Source organism: Paenibacillus pinisoli (assembly GCF_003605435.1).
Taxonomy (GTDB): Bacteria; Bacillota; Bacilli; order Paenibacillales; family Paenibacillaceae; genus Pristimantibacillus; species Pristimantibacillus pinisoli.
In genome coordinates this window covers 14179-36107 of the sequence record NZ_QXQB01000007.1, presented here as the reverse complement: position 1 = coordinate 36107, position 21929 = coordinate 14179, and the positions used below count along the sequence as shown (strand labels likewise).

The 21929-nt window shown below is 54.0% G+C and carries 20 protein-coding genes; 2 read left to right on the top strand and 18 right to left on the bottom strand.

Annotation, left to right across the window (positions count from 1 at the left end; all coding sequences use genetic code 11):
• Window positions 1–827: 827 nt before the first annotated feature.
• The 4 genes from D3P09_RS24300 to D3P09_RS24285 form a co-directional block, all read right to left on the bottom strand.
• Entirely contained in the window at window positions 828–1256 is a 429-nt protein-coding gene (locus D3P09_RS24300) for a DMP19 family protein (RefSeq protein WP_120114034.1), read from the bottom strand.
• 292 nt (window positions 1257–1548) lie between these two features.
• On the bottom strand, window positions 1549–2028 hold the full coding sequence (gene rlmH, locus D3P09_RS24295; RefSeq protein ID WP_116048373.1) for a 23S rRNA (pseudouridine(1915)-N(3))-methyltransferase RlmH: 480 nt from the start codon (window positions 2026–2028) through the stop codon (window positions 1549–1551).
• Window positions 2029–2149: 121 nt separating this feature from the next.
• A complete protein-coding gene (locus D3P09_RS24290) occupies window positions 2150–2317 on the bottom strand; it encodes a CxxH/CxxC protein (RefSeq protein WP_119803563.1) in 168 nt (55 codons plus the stop codon).
• 335 nt (window positions 2318–2652) lie between these two features.
• Window positions 2653–3231: a TetR/AcrR family transcriptional regulator gene (locus tag D3P09_RS24285; RefSeq protein WP_120114033.1), complete on the bottom strand. Its 579-nt coding sequence runs from the start codon at window positions 3229–3231 to the stop codon at window positions 2653–2655.
• Window positions 3232–3449: 218 nt separating this feature from the next.
• Here D3P09_RS24285 and D3P09_RS24280 point away from each other — a divergent pair, with 218 nt between their 5' ends.
• A complete protein-coding gene (locus D3P09_RS24280; protein WP_120114032.1) occupies window positions 3450–4208 on the top strand; it encodes an SDR family oxidoreductase in 759 nt (252 codons plus the stop codon).
• Window positions 4209–4315: 107 nt separating this feature from the next.
• Here D3P09_RS24280 and D3P09_RS24275 read toward each other — a convergent pair whose 3' ends face one another.
• Window positions 4316–5635, bottom strand: a complete 1320-nt coding sequence (locus tag D3P09_RS24275; protein ID WP_120114031.1) for a S1C family serine protease — start codon at window positions 5633–5635, stop codon at window positions 4316–4318.
• Between the two features lie 163 nt (window positions 5636–5798).
• Here D3P09_RS24275 and D3P09_RS24270 point away from each other — a divergent pair, with 163 nt between their 5' ends.
• A complete protein-coding gene (locus D3P09_RS24270; protein ID WP_120114030.1) occupies window positions 5799–6020 on the top strand; it encodes a hypothetical protein in 222 nt (73 codons plus the stop codon).
• Here the strand turns inward: D3P09_RS24270 and D3P09_RS24265 are convergent.
• From D3P09_RS24265 to D3P09_RS24205, 13 genes are all read right to left on the bottom strand, one after another.
• Entirely contained in the window at window positions 5989–6795 is an 807-nt protein-coding gene (locus D3P09_RS24265) for an MBL fold metallo-hydrolase (RefSeq protein ID WP_120114029.1), read from the bottom strand. The genes D3P09_RS24270 and D3P09_RS24265 overlap by 32 nt on opposite strands.
• A gap of 406 nt (window positions 6796–7201) precedes the next feature.
• Complete coding sequence (gene yycI, locus D3P09_RS24260; RefSeq protein WP_120114028.1) at window positions 7202–7957, bottom strand: two-component system regulatory protein YycI; 756 nt, start codon at window positions 7955–7957, stop codon at window positions 7202–7204.
• A 21-nt stretch (window positions 7958–7978) separates the two neighbouring features.
• Window positions 7979–9613, bottom strand: coding sequence for a two-component system activity regulator YycH (locus D3P09_RS24255; protein ID WP_120114027.1), 1635 nt, complete (start codon window positions 9611–9613; stop codon window positions 7979–7981).
• On the bottom strand, window positions 9610–11451 hold the full coding sequence (gene walK, locus D3P09_RS24250) for a cell wall metabolism sensor histidine kinase WalK (RefSeq protein WP_120114026.1): 1842 nt from the start codon (window positions 11449–11451) through the stop codon (window positions 9610–9612). Before walK ends, D3P09_RS24255 begins: the two co-directional genes overlap by 4 nt.
• The gene (gene yycF / locus D3P09_RS24245) at window positions 11448–12194 is read right to left on the bottom strand and encodes a response regulator YycF (RefSeq protein WP_120114025.1); all 747 of its coding nucleotides are present in this window, start codon (window positions 12192–12194) and stop codon (window positions 11448–11450) included. The genes walK and yycF overlap by 4 nt, the downstream gene beginning before the upstream one ends.
• A gap of 260 nt (window positions 12195–12454) precedes the next feature.
• Entirely contained in the window at window positions 12455–14044 is a 1590-nt protein-coding gene (locus D3P09_RS28385) for a M23 family metallopeptidase (RefSeq protein WP_120114024.1), read from the bottom strand.
• A gap of 140 nt (window positions 14045–14184) precedes the next feature.
• A complete protein-coding gene (locus D3P09_RS24235; RefSeq protein ID WP_120114023.1) occupies window positions 14185–14808 on the bottom strand; it encodes a hypothetical protein in 624 nt (207 codons plus the stop codon).
• Window positions 14809–14935: 127 nt separating this feature from the next.
• Window positions 14936–16222 (bottom strand): adenylosuccinate synthase, encoded by a 1287-nt coding sequence (locus D3P09_RS24230; RefSeq protein WP_120114022.1) that lies wholly within the window; start codon window positions 16220–16222, stop codon window positions 14936–14938.
• Between the two features lie 165 nt (window positions 16223–16387).
• Window positions 16388–17749: a replicative DNA helicase gene (gene dnaB, locus D3P09_RS24225; RefSeq protein ID WP_120114021.1), complete on the bottom strand. Its 1362-nt coding sequence runs from the start codon at window positions 17747–17749 to the stop codon at window positions 16388–16390.
• 283 nt (window positions 17750–18032) lie between these two features.
• A complete protein-coding gene (gene rplI, locus D3P09_RS24220) occupies window positions 18033–18476 on the bottom strand; it encodes a 50S ribosomal protein L9 (RefSeq protein ID WP_120114020.1) in 444 nt (147 codons plus the stop codon).
• Window positions 18473–20434, bottom strand: coding sequence for a DHH family phosphoesterase (locus D3P09_RS24215; RefSeq protein WP_120114019.1), 1962 nt, complete (start codon window positions 20432–20434; stop codon window positions 18473–18475). The genes rplI and D3P09_RS24215 overlap by 4 nt, the downstream gene beginning before the upstream one ends.
• Before the next feature lie 18 nt (window positions 20435–20452).
• Complete coding sequence (locus D3P09_RS24210; protein WP_424452590.1) at window positions 20453–21358, bottom strand: DUF2232 domain-containing protein; 906 nt, start codon at window positions 21356–21358, stop codon at window positions 20453–20455.
• Between the two features lie 153 nt (window positions 21359–21511).
• Entirely contained in the window at window positions 21512–21922 is a 411-nt protein-coding gene (locus D3P09_RS24205; RefSeq protein WP_119803595.1) for a CBS domain-containing protein, read from the bottom strand.
• Window positions 21923–21929 lie beyond the last annotated feature (7 nt).

Below are 21929 nucleotides of genomic sequence, written 5' to 3'. Positions count from 1 at the left end.
CAGAGGGGCAAGTTCTCCATAATCCCTTCCTAATCATTCACCGAAGTCAAGTTTGTAATTAGTCCCGCTCCCCCCTTATGCTTTTATCGAATCAGAACTTGTACAATATGGGAGGATGGGCTAATGGAATGGGATGAATTACGGAGTGGCTTCGATAGACTCTATGGCACACAGGCAGACGATGCTGGTTTAACAAGACAAGCGATAGAACACTTTCATTACTGCTCACCTTAACGACTATAGGGCGAGCTTTTCTTTTATGGGGACAGCGCATAGAAAGTACTGCGGCTTCCACACTGCCCGTATGACGCGCTGACTGTTAAAGTGAGGGAACCTTAAATATTAAAGGACTATTGTAGATGGTGGATGGAGAAATAATAGATTGCCCGCACTGCTTGTATGGCGCATGTGGTGTTAAAGTCACCATACCTTAATTGTAGGATGGGTGTATTTTATCGGCAATGATCCAGCGTATGGAAATGGTGACGCGGGAGTATTACGAGTCAATCGGCTTGGGCGAAGCATATGCCCAACAGTTAGCGAGGGAGGCAATGGAAGATCATGCGTGACGTAAAAGGAGAACGCCTGTGATGGATGTTCTCCTCTCTGTTGAGCTTGTGCTGGGCTATATAACTTAGCTACGTCTTTTTAGTTCCTCAGCAATTTGAACAAATATACTTGAAAGGGTGATCTCCGACCCGCCTCTAGCCTGATTCATATGAAAACCAGAATTGCTAAAAAAGCGTTTCATCAACTCTTTATCTGCCAGCATCTCATTTATATCATCGATTCGGTCTAAAGTGTTGGCATAGTTTTTGAAGTGTCAATCATTTGCTTGCCTCGTATCTTCCTTTCTCCGCTTCGACATAAGCCTCCAATAGCGGCCATATATCAAAATCGATATAAAGGTATAGACTGCCAGCCAGTTCGTCTATTCTCTCACTGTCAAGGTCACTTTGATAGATTTGGTATATTTGAGCCAGGGTTTCAGCTTCTTTATCCGCTGAAATATGGCGCAACGCGTCGATCATTTTGTCAGCATAGCGCCCGGTGCTGTTTTCCAACAGACCGCCAATCCCATTCATCGCCAACTCGGTGTCCATGTCGATGATCCAAATAATATCCTGTATGAATTGTGGATAGGCGGACAGCGCGTCACGGTCAACCGGTTCATCGTAAATCCGGGACATAGACTGTATCACATCGTCCGTACTCATGACGCTAATATTGCCCAAAACTTCGTCAATAAAGCTCATGTGGTGCTCCTTTTGTTATGCCACGCTCTCAATCCAGCTGGCGCAACGCTTTTTCGATTGATTCCCTAACATCATTATTTTTCAACTGGGGATATATTGCTTGAAGCGCAGAACGGAAGGATTCCGTCTGTACATCCGATAACCCTTGTGGATGATATGCAATGCCATCTCATTAAGAAATTTATCAAGTCGCTTCTATTTTTTTGTAGAGTTGTATCTTCAGTCATTTTTTCGTTATTTTTCACACGACTTCTTGATTGCGAACTTCACTAACAACCAACATTTTTCGCCCTCACTTATGATAAGGTTCCCCCCGATTAATCTTCACCGCCCGATAAACCTGCTCCACCAGCACCAACCGCATCAGCTGGTGCGGCAAAGTCATCCGCCCAAAGCTAAGCTTCTGTTGGGCGCGCTTGAGTACAGAGGGAGCAAGCCCATTGCTCCCTCCAATAACAAAAGCCACGTGGCTGCGCCCATACGTGGCTAACTTATCGAGCTGGTCCGCGAGGTCTTCGCTGGACCAGAGCTCCCCATCGAGCGCGAGCGCGATGACGTGGGCGTCCGGCTTCAGCTGCGCCAGAAGCCGCTCCCCCTCACGCTCTCGCACCTGCAGCTCCTCCGCCGGACTCATCGTCTCCGGCGCCTTCTCATCGGGCACTTCCGTGAGCGTCAGCTTCACGTAAGGCCCAAGCCGCTTGGCATATTCCGCGATGCCAAGCGTCAAGTACTTCTCCTTCAGCTTCCCGACGGACGCTATCTGAATATGCATATGAGGCCCATCCCTCTATCTATTTTTTGTACTCGAACAGAAGTGGGCAAACGATCTCTCTCACCTTTACAGGCAGCTCGTCTGCTCCAACACTCCAGCTGTCTTCATCTTTACCGTCACGCTATACCACCAGGAACGCTGCAGCATCCTCGCAGAAGTCGCACTTGCGCGGGGGATCCCAATCCGCGAATTGCGTCTCCTTCAGATCGACCACATCCGGCGCATCCTCGTATTCATCTACAAAACGCTCCAATGCCTTCTCAATACACGGTTTACATACACAATACATAGCTGATTCGCTTCCTATTCTTCGAGAGTATAAGTGCTTATTCGACTTATTCCAGAATAGCAGAACAGGCCCTTTTCTGTGAAGAAAACATTTCGTAAGCAAGTGACGTGAAGAAAGCGAGCTGCGATATCCGACCGCTCCCCCGCATACAAGGAGCAACACGCAACGCTCGTCCCAGCACTCCCGCTCACATCTATCCTTGCATACCCCAACCCTTAGTCTATGTAACCAGGCAAAGCCTATTCCAACAACCCGGAACACAAGTCTTCACCTATTCGCTACTAAAAGCAGCACCGCGATTTAGCGGTGCGTGGCGGCGCTCAATCACTTTTCCGCTACTTCTTCACATGCGTCTTAGCCGCCGTCGGCCGCCAGTTGATCATCTTGATCAGCTGGTCCTGCATGTAGGCAGGCGTATATTGGAAGCCGCCTTCGATCCAGTGGAACACCAGGCCCATCAGCGCATGGATGCTGTAGACCATCATCAGCTCGCGGTTAATGGACTCCGTCTCCTGCTCTAGCTCCTCGCTGGACAGCTTCTTGATTACGCCGAACATCTTCTCCTTAATAACCGGCAGCACATCGCTATGGAAGAGAACCGTATAGACCGCAGCGCGTTCGTGAATATGCTCGAAGATCTTCACCGAATTAGCCGTCAGCTCATCGACCCGGAACACATCCAGGTCGCCATACGGCGCCCGGAACGACTCGATCAGCTCGTCGAGCAGCTCCGAGATGACCTCGTCAAGCAGCCCCTCCTTGTTTTCATAATGGGTGTAGAACGTCCCCCGGTTATAATTGGCCCGCTCCACGATCTCCGTAATCGTGATGGCCGAGAAGCTCTTCTCCGACATGAGAGTCAGAAGCGCGTCCCTGAGCGCTACTTTGCTGCGCGCTATACGCCTATCCGCCATTTCTAATTCTTCCTTCCACAAAAAAGTATTCAACACTCGAACGTGTTTTGTCTGTTAACGTACAAATGAAAGCGTTTTATATATTGTGGCAGTTCGCCTTATTGTATATATTGATCTTAACACCTGTTTGCTATTATACAAGTGTTCAATTCCGCCTCACAGGCGCATAGCCGCAGTGCATCATGAACCATACTATTCCTTTAGAGGAGGACACTCACATGAAACTTAATGGCAAAGTAGCCGTCATCACAGGCGCGGCATCCGGCATGGGCAAAGCGACTGCCCTGCTCTTCGCAGCCGAAGGCGCGAAGGTCGTCGTATCCGACCTGTCCGCCGACAACGCCGCAGTCGTCGTGCAAGAGATTGAAGCGAAGGGCGGCACAGCCATCGCCGTTGCTGCCAATGTAGCCAAAGAAGATGACGTGCAACAGCTCATCGATACAGCCGTAGACACGTACGGCACGCTCGACATCCTGGTGAACAACGCCGGCATTATGGACAACTTCGTGCCCGCTGCCGATCTGACGGACGAGCTGTGGGAGCGTGTCTTCGCCGTCAATACGACAGGACCGATGCGCGCGATCCGCAAGGCGCTTCCGATCTTCACCGCGAAGCAAAGCGGCGTCATCGTCAATGTCGCATCCGCTGGCGGCCTATATGGCTCCAGAGCCGGCGCTGCTTATACAGCAGCCAAGCATGCGGTCGTCGGCCTGACCAAGAACGTCGGCTTCCAATACGCCACGCAAGGCATCCGTTGCAACGCGATTGCTCCAGGCGGCGTAGCGACGAACATCAGCACGACAATCAATGCTCCGAACCCGTACGGCATGGAGCAAGCGATGAAGGGCATGGGCATCAACCCTCGCACAGGCGAGCCTGAAGAAATCGCCAAGGTCGCGCTGTTCCTTGCCTCCGACGACTCCAGCTTCGTGAATGGCACTGTTGTCACAGCTGACGCTGGCTGGACGGCCTACTAATGAATCCATTGCTGCGCTAATGCGGAGACTCATCGCATAGTTCCAGCTCATAACAAAGCCGGAAGGCCCGTCACAAGACGCGCCTTCCGGCTTTTTCCCTATAGGTGTCACTCATCCTCTGGACTCTGCTCCTCCAGCTTCATCTTCACAGACTTCAGCTCGCCGTCCCGGTAGAAGGACACCGTAATGTCTTCGCCAATCTTCTTCTTGCTGTATAAGTACTTGCGCAGCTCCATCGTGCTGCTCACCTTATGATCATCCAGCTTCACGATCACGTCGTTGAACGTCAGCCCCGCTTTCTTGGACGGGCCGACCGCCTCCAGCACAATGACGCCCGACAGCACCTCATCAGGCAACTGGATCGTACCCGAGCCGCTTGACTCGCCGTTCTCCGAGCCTCCGCCTTCTTCCTCTTCCCCGAACAGCTTCTCCAGATCCTGCTGCTCCCAATATTGCTCCAGATCCATCGTATAGACGCCGAGATAAGGACGCGGCACATAGCCTTTGCTGATGAGGCTCTCCACGATCGGCATCGCATTGTTGATCGGAATCGCATAGCCGATGCTCTCGACGCCGAAGTCGGAGATCTTCATGCTGTTGATGCCGACCACACGGCCGTTCAGATCGATCAGCGGACCGCCGCTATTGCCTTGGTTGATCGCCGCATCCACCCGGATCACTTCCTGCTCCCAGTCAATGACGCCGTTCTGATTCAGCGATACCGGAATCACTTCCTTAATGACGCTGACCACGCCCATCGTGATCGACTCGCCCATGCCAAGCGGATTGCCGATCGCCATGACGAATTCCGCAGCGCGCAGCGCCGAGGAGTCGCCGATTTCCGCAACCGTATTGATGCCCTTGGCGTCAATCTCCAATACAGCCAGGTCGGTGATCTGATCCATACCGACGACGCGAGCCTCGCGCACCTCGCCTGTCGTCAGTACCACCTTCACCTTCTCCGCGCTCGCCACCACATGGTAGTTCGTCACGATGAACGCCCTTCCGGCCTTCTTCTCTATAATGACGCCCGAGCCGACGCCTGCCTCGCGCAGGACGCCCGAGCCTTCTTCTCCATTCTCTAAGCGCTTGCCGCCAATGCCGAGTCCGAACATCTGCTCATTGATGACGCTGACCACCGCCGGCTTCACCTTCGCCGTAGCCACTATCGTGCGCTCCGATGGATCGCCGGATGACGTCAGATGAACGGGCGTCGAGCCGCCGCCGCCGAATCCGCCGAAGATCAGTCCGAACAAGAGTGCCGCAGCTACGGCGCTTGTGAAGGACGAGATGAACGCAATGCGCAGATTAGACCACTTGCGCTCCGCGGTCCCGCCGAAAGATAACCGATGAGTGTCCTGCTGGCTCTTGCGAACCGTTCTCCTGGACACCTTGGTCGAATAAAAATCGTCGTCGAATATGCTCATCGGAATCTCTCCTCTCTCTTTCGAACCTTGCAGCGAATTTCATAATCTAGGAATGTTTTCGGAAGAAATGACTAAAATAATAATAGATTCAAAGCCTGATGCCTTACTTTTTTTCAGAAGAGACCGCTAATGCGCAAATTCCGGTATAAAGGAGAGATTCACGATGAAAACAAAGCCGTCCCAGGCATGGGAGCACGTACAGCTTGCCGCCAAGCTAGCCGATCTGAAAGAGGATCATTACCGCACCATTCTCACGTTAAGCGCTATGCTGGAGCTTTTCATAGAGAAGGGCATTCTTAGCCGCGAAGAGCTGGAGAGCAAAGCCGAAGCGCTGGATACCCAGCTGGAATCGCTTATTTCCGCTTCACTTCGTCCCATGGGGTAGGTCTGTCGTGATACGTCTTGCGCAGAGGAAATTCATCCTGTTTATAAAATATTCCGTGGTTCTCCAATATAGAATTGACCGTTAGCATAGCCAGGTCCATTTGGTTATGATCCAGGCTAAGATGCGCCAGATAGACGCGTTTGGTCCGGTCCGTCATGAGCTCAATCAGCGCTTCGCCTGCCGCTACGTTGGACAGATGCCCTACGTCGCTTAGAATGCGCCGCTTAATGTTCCAAGGATAACGGCCCATGCGCAGCATCTCGGTGTCATGGTTGGACTCTAGCACGAGCACATCGGAATCGATGATCTGCGTCCTGACCTTCTCGCTCACATAGCCAAGATCCGTCGCGAGGCTCAGCTTCTCGCCATTCTCTTCGAAGCAATAGCCGACAGGTTCAGCAGCATCATGCGAGATCGGATACGACTGAACGCGCAAGGACCCAAAGTCCAGCGCCTCGCCCGTCTCCATAATAACCCGCTTCTCCACCGCGATCGTGCCGACATGGCGCTCCATTGCGCCCCATGTCAATTCGTTGGCATAGATAGGAAGCTCGTACTTGCGCGCGAAAGCGCCGAGTCCCTTAATATGGTCGGAATGCTCATGCGTGACGAACAGAGCGTCCAGATCATGTCCGGCAATGCCCCGCTCCCGCATCAGCTCGTCCAGCTTTTTCATACTGAGGCCCGCATCTACCAGCACCGTCTTCTCGCTGCTCTGCACGATCGTCGCGTTGCCGGTCGAACCGCTGGCCAATACTGTAAATCGAAGTCCCAAAACGTCCAGTCCTCTCCCATTGCCTCTACCGAAGCTACCTACATTGTAACCTCGATCGCGTCCAATTTCCGCTGTTGTTTTCTGGCTATCTGCCTTAGAGCCGCCTTCTATCAATCAACCTGCAGCTCTACTCTATCAAGAGCCTGACTCTATTCAATATCCCTTAGAGTGCTCAAGAAGCCTCCTCAACCTGAGGCGTGACTGTTTCTTGTTTCTTGTTTCCTATTCCCTGTTTCCTTTTCCCATCGCACAGGTCACAAAGTCTTACAGACCCTACTTACTCTATACCCTCTTCCGGCAATCCCGCAACGCCAGATTCGATTAAATCTATCATCTCTTATAAACAACCAGCAATCGCTTCTCTATCAATCGATATATTAAGCATAACACGGCTTAGCGCCGACAGCTATGCCGCCGGCGACTCAGAACCCGATTCTTCATCTGCGCCTTCTGTCGCAACTTCGCCGCTGATCGCATGGACATAATACACCTTGCCATCCCCCAGCATGACTCGCCAAGTCGGAGCCGACACTTGCTTCTCGGAGTCGAAGATCTGGCCATGATAGCCAAGCTGAATGTCGGCAATCACAGAGCCTTCGTCCAGGTAGGTCTCAATCAAGGAAACGACAACCTTCGCCGATCCGATCACTTGCTTCTCTTCGCCGTGGCTAATCTCCTCTACCCGGTCTTGCTGGAAGCTGGTAATTTTCCGGTTGCTGGTGTATTGCAGCTCCAGCTTCACATTGAACATCGGGCGCCCGTCGACCATACGATGCATGACAAATACGCCATCGCGGTCGCTGTGCAGATCATACTCATAGTTCTCGATATCCGGAATTTGACCGCCCAATGCTTTCACAAGCGCAGCCTTGTCGAATATGAGGGCGCTGTCGACCGGCTTCTCCAGCTTCTTCGGCGACGACCTCTTATCCGATCGAAGCAGATACGTCAGATCGCTCAGCTTCGGCGTTCCGGCAGGCAGATTGGCAGCCAGCGAGATGCGCTTCTGTCCCATCAGCTGCACCTTGTCTGCCGGCAGCTCCGCTGAATTCACATTGGCATTCAACTGCTCGCTGATATCCACCCACAGCTGATAGCCGAGAAGGATATTCAGCATGAGGAACGATATGATCAATACGGTCTTCGCCCTGCTCCAATCCACTTGCCTTCACCTCCTCTACCCTTATGATTTGGCCCGAGACAATTCCGGCGTTTCCTGCTCCTCCGCATCCGGCACATTCTCCTCCGGCAGCTCTGCCAGCTCTTCGCCCCCGCCTCCGTCCGAATCATCTGGCGGCAGCTCAGGCTCACCCGTATCGACAGGCTCTTCATGATTCCCCGGCTCCTTGGGAGGAAGCACAGCGGAACCCGTGCCCGCGCCCTTGCTTGGAGAGGTACCCTGTCCCGCTCCAGTGCCGGCTTGTCCTTGCGGCTCGCCAGCTCCCTCGGCGTGTTCAGTCTGGTCGTGGTCCGAATTCGTATTCGCAGCGCCATCCTCCGTATGCGGCTCAGGCGGCTGCTCCCCTTCTATCGCTTCCAGCAGAATAACCTCTGCGCCGTCGGTCAGCCTCACGACCCAGACAGGGATGAACTGCAGCCGGTTCTCTTCCAGCAATACAGCTTTCAACGCTGGGAATAAGGCCGTCACCTCGCCGCGGCGAGGGTAGCGCTCCAGCGTCTCCTCCAGTCTGGTGCCGCCCTGCAGCCAGCGCGGCTTGCGCGACTCCGTCTGCGAGCTGAGCGTAATCAACGATCTTCCATATTCCGTCACGACGCCCTGCTGCAGCGTCAGGCGAATATGCCCGTACCGGAACGCGAAGCTGTCGATGACCGGATATTGATCGATATATTGTCTGAACGTCACATATTTCTTCTCTTGCTCCGGCGTCGAGCTTATCAGCCGATGCGTGCCGTCCCACCCGCCATGCTGGTTGATAAAGTCGACCGACGCATAGACATTCTCGCTAAGCGGCGTGTTGCTGCTGGTCGTAGCGGCCGGATTCGTATAGTTGATCCACATGCCGTCTTGCTCGACCTTAAGCCCTCTCTTCCCGTCCGTGAAGATTTGCGAACCGCTGCGGTCTTCGAATGACCTTGTGGTGCTGGAATCGAAGAACAGGCTGCGCTGCATCTGCTCCGGCGAGTAAGTCTCATACGGGTAGATCAGCTCTGTCGCCATGATCGGCTCAACCGGGATATAGAGACCGTCAGCCGTCATGCGGTATTGCGGGAGATACGTGCCGAAGCCGACATAATCCTGCACGTCTCTCACCGTCAGATCGGCTCTGACCGATTCATAGACGACATGCTCCTCGCTGCTGAAGAAGAACGTGCGAATCTCTTCCGTATCCGTTGTCTTGAAGATCCAGATCTTGTCGATCTTATCCCGGAGGAACAAGATATCGCCTTCCATCTTCAGCAGCTTCTGCAGCAGCTCGACCGAGATGCCATCCGTGAAGCGAAGCTCGATCCCGATCGAGTCCTTGCGCACCTCATCCCAGTTCAGAATGCTGGCCGAGCTGCGCTGGAAGCCCTTGAACTCCCTGCCGACGATCCGCTGGTTCAGAATCATCTCATAGAACTGCGTGCCGGGATAGATGACCGTATGCTTGTCCTCGCCCATATGGAGAATCAGCTCCTCCGGGAAGATGACGCTCTCTACGCTTGTCGTCTTGCCCAGCGGCTCCGCATTCACATAATCTTGATCGCTTCTTACCGTAGCGCCAAGCCCAGGCATGCTATAGGCCAGCAAATAGCTTTGCAGAAGGCTGAGCACAACGAGAACAATAAGGGTAGCCGTCTTCGCTTTCTCCATCATTCCGCCTCGCCCCCTTCCTGCAAGAGCGGCAGCGTGAACGATACCGTCGTGCCTTCATTCAGCTCAGAGGCCAGCGAGATCGTGCCGCCATGCGCCTTTACGATTTCCCGGGCAATCGATAGACCGAGCCCCGTGCCGCCCATATTGCGGGATCGCGCCTTGTCTACCCGGTAGAATCGGTCGAAGATACGCGTCAAATCCTTCTTCGGAATGCCAATGCCGGTATCCTTGACGCCGATCTCCAGCAAGCCGGTATCCTCCTGCTTGCGAGCGGTAATCTGTATAGATCCGCCATCGAGCGTATATTTGATAGCATTGGAGATCAGATTGTCCAGCACCTGGTCGATCTGGTCACGGTCCAGCCAAGCTTTCTTCAGCCCGCGCTCCACATAGACATTCGCCGTAATCGACTTCTGGCGCAGCTGGAAGGAGAAGCGGTCCGCCACTTCATCCAGCATCTCATGAATATTCGTCTGTCTCCGCCTAAGCGGAGCCTGATTGGAGTCCAGTCTGGACAGATGCAGCAGGTCGGTCACGAGCCGGATCATCCGCTCCGTCTCATTGCTGATTACGCCCACGAACCGCTCGGACAGCTCACGCTCCTCCAGAGCCCCGTCGCCAAGCGCCTCCGCATAACTCTTGATGGTCGTCAGCGGCGTCCGCAGCTCATGGGATACATTCGCTACGAATTGGCGGCGCGACTGCTCCAGCTTCTCCTGCTCCGTGACATCCTGCAGGACGGCAATCGTGCCCGTAATGCCCTTGTCCCGGCGGTGAATCGGCGTCACCGTCAGCTTCAGAAGACTATCGTCATGGCTCTCCGTCTCCGCATGCTCGCGATTAATAAGCAGCGTGCGTCCGCGTCCCGACTGGAGCTCCGACAGCTTCTCCGGCGAGAGCCCCAGCAGATCGGCAAGCTCCACGCCCTGGAATGTCTCCACATCCAGCAGCTCCAGCGCGCGGCGATTCCAGACGATGATCCGTCCCCGCTCATCGGCGGCGACAACCCCGTCGCTCATATTGGAGAGAACGGACACCAGCTTCTCGTTCTCCTCTTCATTCGCCGAGAGCGCTTCCTTTAATCGAATCGTCATTTCGTTAAAAGCCATGCTAAGCCGCCCGATCTCGTCATCCCCGAGGACAGGCGCCTTCAGATCGAATCGCCCGTCGGCGACCGCCTCCGCTTGGCGCGTTAAGCCCTGTATCGGATTCGTGATCGTGTGGGCCAATAGAATGCCCAGCACGCCTGTAAGGCCAAGCGCGATCAGCGTGCCGGAGAAGAAGATTTGATTGACCCGGTTCACCGTCTCATACAGCTCCGTCATCGAGGCGACGACATAGACAGCTCCCACAACCTTATCGTTGTACGTGACAGGCAGCGCGATCATCTTCTTGCGCGTATTGTCCTCGTCGATAATCTCTTCTTCATTATCCGGAATGTTTTGCAGCGCGCGGCTGACCGCAAGCGATTTGTTCTTCTGCCCGATATACGACTGATGAACCTGCAGCGAGGTCGCGACTACCTTGCCGTTCGCATCGAGCACTTGAACCTCGGCGCCGCTGATGCTGAACAGGTTGCGGACAACCAGATTAAGATCCTCCGTCGTGTTGTCCGTAGAATCGCCCTCAGACTCCAGATTCGGCAGCAAGCTTGGCGCCGCGAACTTGGACAGAATATCGGCCTGCTCCTTCAAGTTGTTCGTGAAGCTCGTAATCAGCGAGTTCTTGACCGTGCTGATAAAATAAACGCCAATCAGCTGCATCGCGACAAGAATGAGCAGCAGGTAGATGATAACCAGCTTAACCTGGATCGTGCGGAAGAAGCTCCGCGCCTTCATCCGTAACCGAAGCCTCCCGACTTCGCGTTGCGCATCATGTAGCCTAAGCCGCGTCTGGTCATAATGTATTCCGGACGGCTAGGGTCATCCTCGATCTTCTCCCGCAGACGACGGATCGTCACGTCCACCGTCCGTACGTCGCCGAAGTATTCGAAGCCCCATACCGCTTGCAGCAGATGCTCGCGCGTCATGACTTTGCCGCTATTGCGCGCCATATAGTAGACAAGCTCGAACTCCCGGTGCGTCAGGTCCAGCGGCTCGCCGTTCTTGTATACGACATACATGTCCGTATCAATGAACAGATTGAACAGCTTCAGGCCGGATTGCTCCGACTGCCCGTCCTGGTTGTCCGCCGCGCCATCAGAAGCTTGTCCGCTCTTGTTCTGGCGGCGAAGATGCGCCTTCACCCGCGCCAGCAGCTCCCGCGTGCTGAACGGCTTCGTCACATAATCGTCCGCGCCCAGCTCAAGGCCGAGCACCTTATCAATTTCCGTATCCTTGGCCGTCAGCATAATAATCGGCATATGCAGCTTCGTGCGCACCTCGCGGCACACATCCATGCCATCCTTCACCGGCAGCATCAGGTCCAGCAGGATCAGATCCGGCTGTTCCTCGAAGGCAAGGCGCACCGCTTCTCCGCCATCGAAGGCGCAGATGACCTGATGGCCTTCCTTCTCCAAATTAAATTTCAATATATCCGCTATCGGCTGCTCGTCATCGACCACTAATATTTTTCCGTGCATCGTTACACCGCCTGTCGCTAGTCCTAGTTATGACTCTATTCTAACATACCGGGGCGCAGCCTACACAATCTAAACTTCCGATTGCAGAGGCAATCGCGCGCCCATAAATTGGATTGCATTTTTCGGCCGAAATTATGATTTATGAAGCAACTATAAAGGGAGTTCGTACGTTTATCTAATATCGAAAAAAAAAGCACAGCCCGGACCTCTCGTCCAAGCCATGCTTCTTTGCCATTGTTATGCCATGCTTAAAAGGTATATTATAAGTACTTCATCGGATTCTGAGGTACGCCGTTCTTGTGGATTTCGAAGTGCAGATGCGTGCCAGTGGAATTGCCCGTGTTGCCCATTACGCCGATCTGGTCGCCCTTCTGTACTTTCTCGCCCTTCTTAACGTTGTACGAGTTAAGATGTCCGTACAGCGTCTTGAAGCCATTCTGATGGTTAATGATAATCGTCTTGCCTGTGCCTGTTCTCGATCCGACATATTCGACGACGCCGGAGTCGGAAGCCAGAATGCGCTTATTGCCAATGAAGTCGATGCCGGAATGCAATCGGCCCCAACGCTGGCCATACGTGCTCGTAATGCGGTAGTTCTTGACCGGGATGGAGAACTTGCCTGTCCCTTCGCCGAGTACAACCATCGTGCCTTTCTCCACAATCTCCGAGATTGGCTCTACAATTACTTCTTTATTCATCAACTCTTCGGTTAGTACATAACCGTTCTGCTTCACAATCTCATAGGTCAGACGCTGGGTGCCTTCGACACCTTGTCTGATGATCTTCGATTCGCCGACTCTGATCTTATCGTTCTTGCGAACCTCTACAGGAGCGGCAATCTTCTCCAGCTCAACCACGCTCTCGACTGTTCGAACCGTCAATTCCGGCTGGAGCACAGTCAGATCAAGCTCGTCGCCGACGGTAATACGATCATCCTGGATCCACGGGTTGTTCTCGTAGATCACTTGAGGGGAAATATCGAATTTCTGTGCGATACAGCCGATGCAATCGCCTGCTTGCACGATATATTTGGTAGGCTTCGTGCTGCCGTCGATAATCTTCTTGTAGATGTCCTCGCCTTCGGCAATTTCTGTCGGGGCGATATCGACGCTAGCTACCTGCACTTCCTCTACGAACGATACTTCCGTTACCACTCTGCCCGGCTCCGTATGCTCCTTGGCATCCTCGGTCTCCGCCGCTTCGACTTTGCCGTCCTTGTTGTAGGATAGCGTCGTTACCGTCTTCGAGCCCTTGGCCGCTGCAGCGAGCTCTGGAGCGAACTTGCTCTGAACGCGCTTCAGGATGCTGTCCGCTGTCGCTTGATCCTTCACGACACCGATCACCTTGCCGTCAATCTTCACTTCTACGCCTACTGCATGGGATGTGAACATACTCTCCAGCTTAGCGAGCGTCGACTCCGTCTCTGGAACCGCCTTAAAGGCACTGTCGCTTTCGTATGTAATATCACCTGCATCCAGGACCATCGTAACGTCCGGATTCGCTTGCTGCACTTTCGTTGTGGCCGCGCTGATCAATTGATCTACCGCGCCAGGGTTCTCTATCGTGCCTACTGCTTCGCCATTCATATATACATGATAGAATTCGAATGTATTGCGTTCAACGTACTGCGTATATTGTTGATAGCCGATAATACCAGCAACCGTGAGCAGAACTGCCGCCCCTCCGATCAGCTGCGTCGACTTCTTCCGCCAAAGTGGGGTAGATACGATCACGTCAGCCGCTTGTTGCTCGGTCTTCCCTATCAAGTCTTGCGAGTCTGTACGACGAAAGTACTGAGTTGTCCGCTCCCATACTTTCTTTATACGACTCATGTCCCTGAAACCGGTCATGATAGTCTCCTTTTCGCACTTCTGCTGAGAGATTTGCGAGTTCCAAACAGAAAAAAGACGAATTCTCCCGTCGGATCACTCGCCTAATACTTTATCACAGCCTTAACAATAGGGGCAACCTTTGCCATGATAACGTAATATTAATATTTTTTCAGAATCTCCATCATTTGCTCATATTCCGGCTTGTCGAGATGCTGTGCCATAATCTGTTGAATGCTCGTCAGCTCCTGATCCGTAAGTCCTCCCTCCATATATTCAGAGATTTGCAGCCAGGACTCCGGAGGCAGCTTCGTCATTAATAATTCGAACAATAGCGACTTATCCTCTTCACTCATATCATCCTTCGCCGACTCGATATCGTCAGTGGACACCTCAGCTCCCGCGCCTGTTCCTTTCTCCTCATCCGTCTGGCCCGTTCCTTCCGGCACTCCGCTTGACGGTTCGCCATTCTCGCCGCTTCCAGCGCCTGGTCCCTCCTCGATTCCGCCGAACACTTCCTTCGTATCCGGATCCTGTCCGTTATTCGCGCTGCCGGTTTCTTGCTCCGGCTCTACATCCGATGCCAGCAGGGGATCGCTGCCCCACAGCTTGCCCCATACGCCTGACATAGCCATAGGCGGAACCTCCACCGGCAGCTCGAACTGCTTCAGCACCGATTCGACATAGCTGGTCACAATATACCCCGTCGTCCAGATCGACAGAAAGCTGAGGATCAACCCCGCCGCCACGATCTTGCCGATCCACGCCAAACTCTTCCACACCATTCTCCCTCAACTCCTATCCGTTATCTATCATTATGGTCAAGGATTGAGAGAGGCATTCCTGCTAAGGCTGGGCCAGGCAAAAAAATAGCGCCCCGGATCGCTCCGAAGCGCTTGATTGCCAGATATTCTATTCGTAGATTGGACGAACCGGATTCGTCTGCTCGCGGTTGCGGCCGACCGAGAAGATGGCGATTGGAATGCCTGTAAGCTCGGAGACGCGGTTCAAGTAGTTCAGCGTGTTCTGAGGAAGGTCCTCCAGCTTCTTCGCGCCGGAGATGTCCTCCGACCAGCCCGGATACTCCTCATACACCGCTTCGCACTCCGACAGCATCTTCAGGCTTGCCGGATAATGCTCAATCACTTCGCCGCGGTACTTGTAGCCCGTGCAAATTTTCACAGTGTCCAGACCTGTGAGTACGTCCAGCGAGTTCAGGGACAGGCCCGTAATGCCGCTGACGCGGCGCGCGTGGCGGACGACAACCGTGTCAAACCAGCCTACACGGCGCGGACGGCCTGTTACTGTGCCGTATTCATGGCCTTTGTCACGGATGATTTGGCCGATTTCATTGTCTTGCTCCGTCGGGAACGGACCGTCGCCTACACGCGTCGTGTAAGCCTTCGCTACGCCGATCACCTGTTGAATCTTGGACGGGCCTACGCCGGAACCGATGCAGACGCCGCCTGCGGACGGGTTCGACGATGTAACGAACGGATAAGTGCCTTGGTCGATGTCCAGCATGACGCCTTGCGCGCCTTCGAACAATACTTTCTTGCCTTCATCAATCGCGTCGTTCAAGACAACGGATGTGTCTGTCACGTATGGACGCAGAATCTCTGCATAGCCCAGGTAGTCGCTAACGATTCCGTCAGCGTCCAGCGGCTCGCCGCCGTACACTTGCTGGATCAGGTTGTTCTTCTCTATGATGACGCTGCGTACGCGCGCTTCGAACTCTTCCGCGTCCATCAGATCGCTGATGCGGATGCCGTTGCGTGCTGCTTTGTCCATATAGCAAGGGCCGATGCCTTTGCGTGTCGTACCGATTTTGTTGTCGCCTTTGCGGTCTTCTTCCAATGCATCAAGCACCAGGTGATACGGCATGATGACATGCGCGCGGTCGCTGATTTTGAGATTGGTTGTCGAAAAGCCGTTTTCATGAATATAGTTAATTTCGTCGATCAGCGCAGCCGGATTGATAACCATTCCGTTGCCGATGACGCAAGTTTTATCATGGTTAAAGATGCCCGATGGAATCATCGTCAGCTTATACTTTTTGTTATCGATGAGAATGGTGTGTCCGGCGTTGTTTCCTCCTTGGTAACGAGCAACAACGTCAGCTCCCTCTGCTAGGAAGTCGGTGATTTTGCCTTTCCCTTCGTCTCCCCACTGCGTACCGACTACAACTACCGTAGACATAATCATACCCCCGTCCGATGTTTTCGAACATCGAAAATTACCGTCCCTGCAGCTCCTTTAACGCGGCGCTCGCCAGAAGACAGCATTATTAGTGTAGCAGTCTCACCCGCAGAAGTCAAACGAAAAACGAACAATTGCACAGTGCCCCATGCAATTGTTCGGATATTACGAGGCTTGTGACGGATCCTGATGGGTTCGGTCCAAGCTTACGAATTTATTGTAGTTTTTGAGGAAGACCAGCTCGACGGTGCCTACAGGTCCGTTACGCTGCTTGGCAATAATAATCTCGATGATATTCTTCTTCTCCGATTCCTTGTCATAGTAGTCGTCCCGGTACAGGAACGCTACGATATCGGCATCCTGCTCGATCGAGCCGGATTCCCGGAGGTCGGACATCATCGGACGCTTGTCCTGCCGCTGCTCAACGCCCCGGCTGAGCTGCGACAGCGCGATCACGGGAACTTCCAGCTCACGCGCAATCTGCTTCAGCGTACGGGAAATCTCGGATACTTCCTGCTGGCGGTTCTCGCCCGCCTTGCCGCGTCCCTGAATGAGCTGCAAGTAGTCGATCAGAATCATGCCAAGTCCGCGTTCCTTCTTCAGTCTCCGGCACTTCGCGCGAATATCGGCGACGGTGATGCCAGGAGTATCGTCAATGTAGACCTGCGCTTCCGACAAGGCGCCAATCGCCATGGTCAGCTTCTCCCAATCGTCTCCTTCGAGGCTGCCTGTCCGCATGCGCGTCGCATCGACGTTGGCCTCTGCGCAGATCATCCGCTGCACCAGCTGCGCCGCGGACATCTCCAGAGAGAAGATCGCGACGGTCTCCTTCGCCCTGACGCCCACGTTCTGGGCCACATTCAGCGCGAAGGCGGTCTTGCCTACGGAAGGACGCGCCGCGACAATAATCAAGTCGCTTCGCTGGAAGCCCGCCGTCATGCGGTCGAGATCGACGAAGCCCGACGGAATGCCTGACGTGCCGCCTTTGTTGGCATAGAGGAACTCGACCTTCTCGAATACTTCCATCAATACGTCCCGGATGGAGATAAACCCGCTGCTGGACCGGCGGTTGGAGATTTCGAGAATCTTCTTCTCCGCATCGCCCAGCAAAGTGCCGACATCCTCAGCATTGGCATAACCATCGGTAACAATATTGGTTGCTGTGCGTATGAGGCGCCGCAGCATCGACTTCTCTTCAACGATCTGGGCGTAATAATCGACGTTCGCCGCTGTAGGAACGGCATTAGCCAGCTTCGCTAAGTAGCTTACGCCGCCGATCTCCTCCAGCAGCCCTTGATCCTGGAGATGCGCGGTAAGGGTGACTAGATCGACCGGCTGGCTGTTCTCGCCCAGCTCAATCATGGCTTCATATATTTGTTGATGTCCGCTGCTGTAGAAATCCTCGCTCCGAACCCGCTCCATCGCCGTAATCAACGCTTCCGGCTGAAGCAGAATCGCACCGATGACCGCTTGCTCCGCTTCCATGTTTTGCGGCGGAACCCGGTCGAACATCGGCTCCATACTCATCGTGCGCCTCTCCTTTCATTTATATACATCGCTAAAATAGGCAAAATCAAATAGCTTGGCGTAAACGCTGCGAGAGGGGATCATTCCTCCGATCGCTGTTGTAGACGGATTCTCCCATTCCCCTAAACCGCTAAGCGGTTAGAATCCGTCTACAAAGGCGAACACTTCGTTTCTCCGGAACAATCCCCTCTCTCCGCACGTGCCCGCGCGCCGAGCCTTTTTATGCATGCAAGCCATTCATAGCCGATGGCTTTCAATTAAACATGAATATATAAACCCAGCATTATTCCTCAGCCGTCTGTACGTTCAGCTTCGCTTTCACGTCAGGATGCAGCTTCACCGGAACTTGGGTTACGCCCAGCGTACGGATCGGCTCATCCAGCTCGATTTTGCGCTTATCGATCTTGATGCCTTTGGCCGCCAATGCTTCGGCGATCTGCTTGCTGGTGATGGCGCCGAACAAGCGGCCGCCTTCTCCGGCTTTCGCCTTCACGACAACCGTCATCTCTTCCAGGCGCTTGCCGAGCGCTTGCGCATCTTCCTTTTCTTTCTGCTTGCGCTTCTCTTCGGAAGCCGTCTGAACCTCAAGCGTCTTCAGGTTGCCGTCCGAAGCCAGCTTCGCCAGGCCTTTCGGCAGCAGGAAGTTGCGCACGTAGCCCTCGGACAGATCCTTTACTTGGCCCTTTTTCCCTTGGCCCTTCACGTCTTGCAAGAAGATTACTTTCATTCGAATAACCCCTCTTCCGATTCAATTTGTTCAAGCACGGCCTTCAGCTTGGCCGCTACCTCTGCGACAGTCCCTTCGAGCTGGGCTGCCGCATTGGTCAGATGACCGCCGCCGCCCATGCGTTCCATGACGACCTGTACGTTCATGCCGCCAAGCGAGCGTGCGCTAATGCCGATCAGTCCGTCCGGCCTCTCGCCTATCACGAACGAAGCCAGTATATCAGTCATATTCAGCAGCGTATCGGCCGATTGCGCAATCAATAGCTGCGAGTTGACCTTGCCGCCCTCCACTACTGCTATGGCGACATGATCGTACAGCACCTGCGCATGCTTGATAATCTCCGCTTTGTTCACATAGCCTTCGAGATCCTCCTGCAGCATGCGCTGGATCATCATCGTGTCCGCGCCGTTGCGGCGCAGGAAGGATGCCGCTTCGAACGTTCTGGCTCCCGTACGGAGCGAGAAGCTCTTCGTGTCGACCGTAATGCCCGCGAGCAGCGATGTCGCCTCGCGGATATCAAGCACGACACGGTCGTGGATATATTGAAGCAGCTCCGTTACCAGCTCGCATGTAGAGGAAGCATACGGCTCCATGTAGACCAGAATGGCGTTGGAGATGAACTCCTCGCCGCGGCGATGATGGTCGATAACGACAATGCGGTCCGTCAGCGTCAGCAGCTTCGGCTCCTTCACCATCGATGCCTTATGCGTATCGACCACGATGGCGAGCGACTGCGGCGTAATCAGCGCCATCGCTTGCTCTGGAGAGACAAAGCGCTTCGAGAGCTTCTCGTCCTCGCGGATCAGCTCCATCATCTTGTCGATGGAGGAGTTGACTCCCTCCAGTACGATATAGGCTTCCTTGCCGAACAGCTGAGCCGCCTTCAGCACGCCGATCGCAGCGCCGACCGCGTCCATATCCGGCAGCTTATGGCCCATAATGACCACATTATGGCTCTCGCGGATCAAGTCGCGCAGCGCATGGGCGACAACCCTTGCTCTGACGCGCGTCCGCTTCTCGACCGCATTGGACTTGCCGCCGTAGAACGACTGGCGGCTGCCTACCTTGACCGCCGCCTGATCCCCGCCGCGTCCAAGCGCAATATCAAGGCTCATATGCGCCCATTGGCCAAGCTCGACGATCTGCTCCGCGCCTGCGGCGAAGCCGATGCTGAGCGTGACCGGAATCTTCTGCTCGCCGGTCATCTCCCGCACTTCATCCAGAATGACAAAACGCGAATGCTCCAGCTGGCGCAGAGTCTTCTGGTCGGTAATCAGAATAAAACGGTCCGATGTGACCCGCTTCAGATAGATCTTGTACTTCTGCGCCCACTCCGTAATCTCCGTCGTCACCTTGGAGAGCAGCGTGCCGCGCTGATGATCGTCCAGTCCCTGCGTCACTTCCTCCAGGTTATCGATCATGACGACGCCAATGGACAGCTTCTCATCCTCATACTTGCGGCCGAGCTGCCAGAGGTCCGTAATGTTCTTCACATAGAGAATGCGCTCCTTGGGCCGAAAGATCAGCTGGTACATATGCGTACCGACCGCCGCTTCGACTATGCCCTCGCGATCCTTCGCATGCTGGAGCGTCGGGAACAGCTCCGTGAGCGGCACGCCAATCAGGGAGTCCTTCTCCATCAGCTGCGAGATATACGGATTATGCCACTCTACCGTGCGTTCTTCATTATATAGAATAATGCCGAACGGCAACTCGCTGATCACGTCGTTGCCGCCCTTCTTCACCCGGTACGAGAGCGTGCCGAGATACGTCTTCATGTCCTTGCGGAACGCGCGCTCCGCAAAAAACGTGTAGACGGCTATTCCGATTGTCACGATAAAAGCGGCCAAGCCGACGATCCACTGGAACCAGGCCAGCACGGCAGACATCAGCACCATGGCGCCAAGCGCCGCCGCATGATGCATGCCGTGCCATCTGTTAATTAGAAACTTTGGCATTTCCCATTCGCTCCCGTGCTATTGTTGTTTGGTAAACGACTTCCGGATCGGAAAGGCGGTATCCAGGACGCCAATCAAGCTGAGCGGCGGCAAAAGCAGCACTGGTATGGCGATTAAGATCGGAACGGCTTTGTTCCACTTTCTCTCATGAGCGATAAAGAAGAAGAAGCCGATCGCTTGAATAGCGAATACGTACCCGAGCAGCGGCACCAGATTCATCAGAGCCACCGCGAGGAACGAATCATCGCCCGGCTTGATGAAGAGATCGATCACATAGGCAATCAGATAATAAATAACCATGATACGCGGCAGACGCCAGTCCTTCGCCTGCGGGAAAGCCGGAACGTCCAGCCCGCCGCGAATCACCGCTCTGCGCGATACATAATGCGAGAATACCGTGTACACAAACGCGAGGACAATAAAGGTCAGCGGAATCATATGGATGACCCTTTGGATCAGCAAATCGATAAATTCCGAGTCCCAGCCCGGCGCCATGAGATTCTGCTCCTGCATGGAGTCGAATGTCGCGCGTATCGTGTGGCTCATCTCGTTCAACAGCGAAATATCAAATACCATTTGGAAGAGCATCAGCTCCAGCATGAGCAAAGCCAGAATGACGATTGTCCCCGTCCGTATGACTTTGGACGCAGGCGCTCCGCTCTTATACAAATGCCCGATGACAACTGCCGGAACGAGGAAGAACAATCCGATGATAAGAACGGCAGGTCCGGCAATCAAGCCCGCCAGCAGCCATACCGGCAGCAAATGCAGCAGGAACGATCCTCTGGACAGCGTCGTATAGAGCACTACATAAGGAACCATCATAAACAGTAAAGCTGCCAAATTGAGCAAAGGCACTGCCAGCAGCACTAATAGCAGGAATGCCGCCCCGCTCCACAGCAAGGGTTTCAACCCAGTCTTCAATCCGTTCACCTCTTAAGCCAATTCTAAGTTCTTGTATCAAGGAGACATTCATCCCTCATTATAGCACAAAAGCCCGTTTGCGCACGCATTGCCTGAGCCAGTGTTACCTGGGTATTCCGGCAATAAAGGGAAGGGACTCCCCCGCTGAATCCGTCAGATCCGTTGGGACAGTCCCTTCTGGCAATAATCAATAATTTCGCTTCTGCGTACAATACCGATAAAATGATCGCGGTCGTCTACTACCGGCACAAAGTTCTGTACTTTGGCCAGCGAGATCAGATCGTCCATATTGGCATCAATATTCACCGTCTTATTGTTAATCCGCAGCGGTACGTCAATCAGCTTCACCTTGTAGGAGCTGTCGAACGTCAGATCCGGGCGGTTCTTCATGAACCACAGCAGATCTCCCTCTGTTACCGTGCCGATATATCCGCCATCTTCATTGATGATGGGAACGGCAGAATAGCGGTGATATTCCATGCGCTCCAGCGCCTGCCTGAGCGTCGCGTCATGCGGCAGACATACGACCTCATGCTTGGGCAGCAGGAAAAAGGCAATATTCATCCTTCCA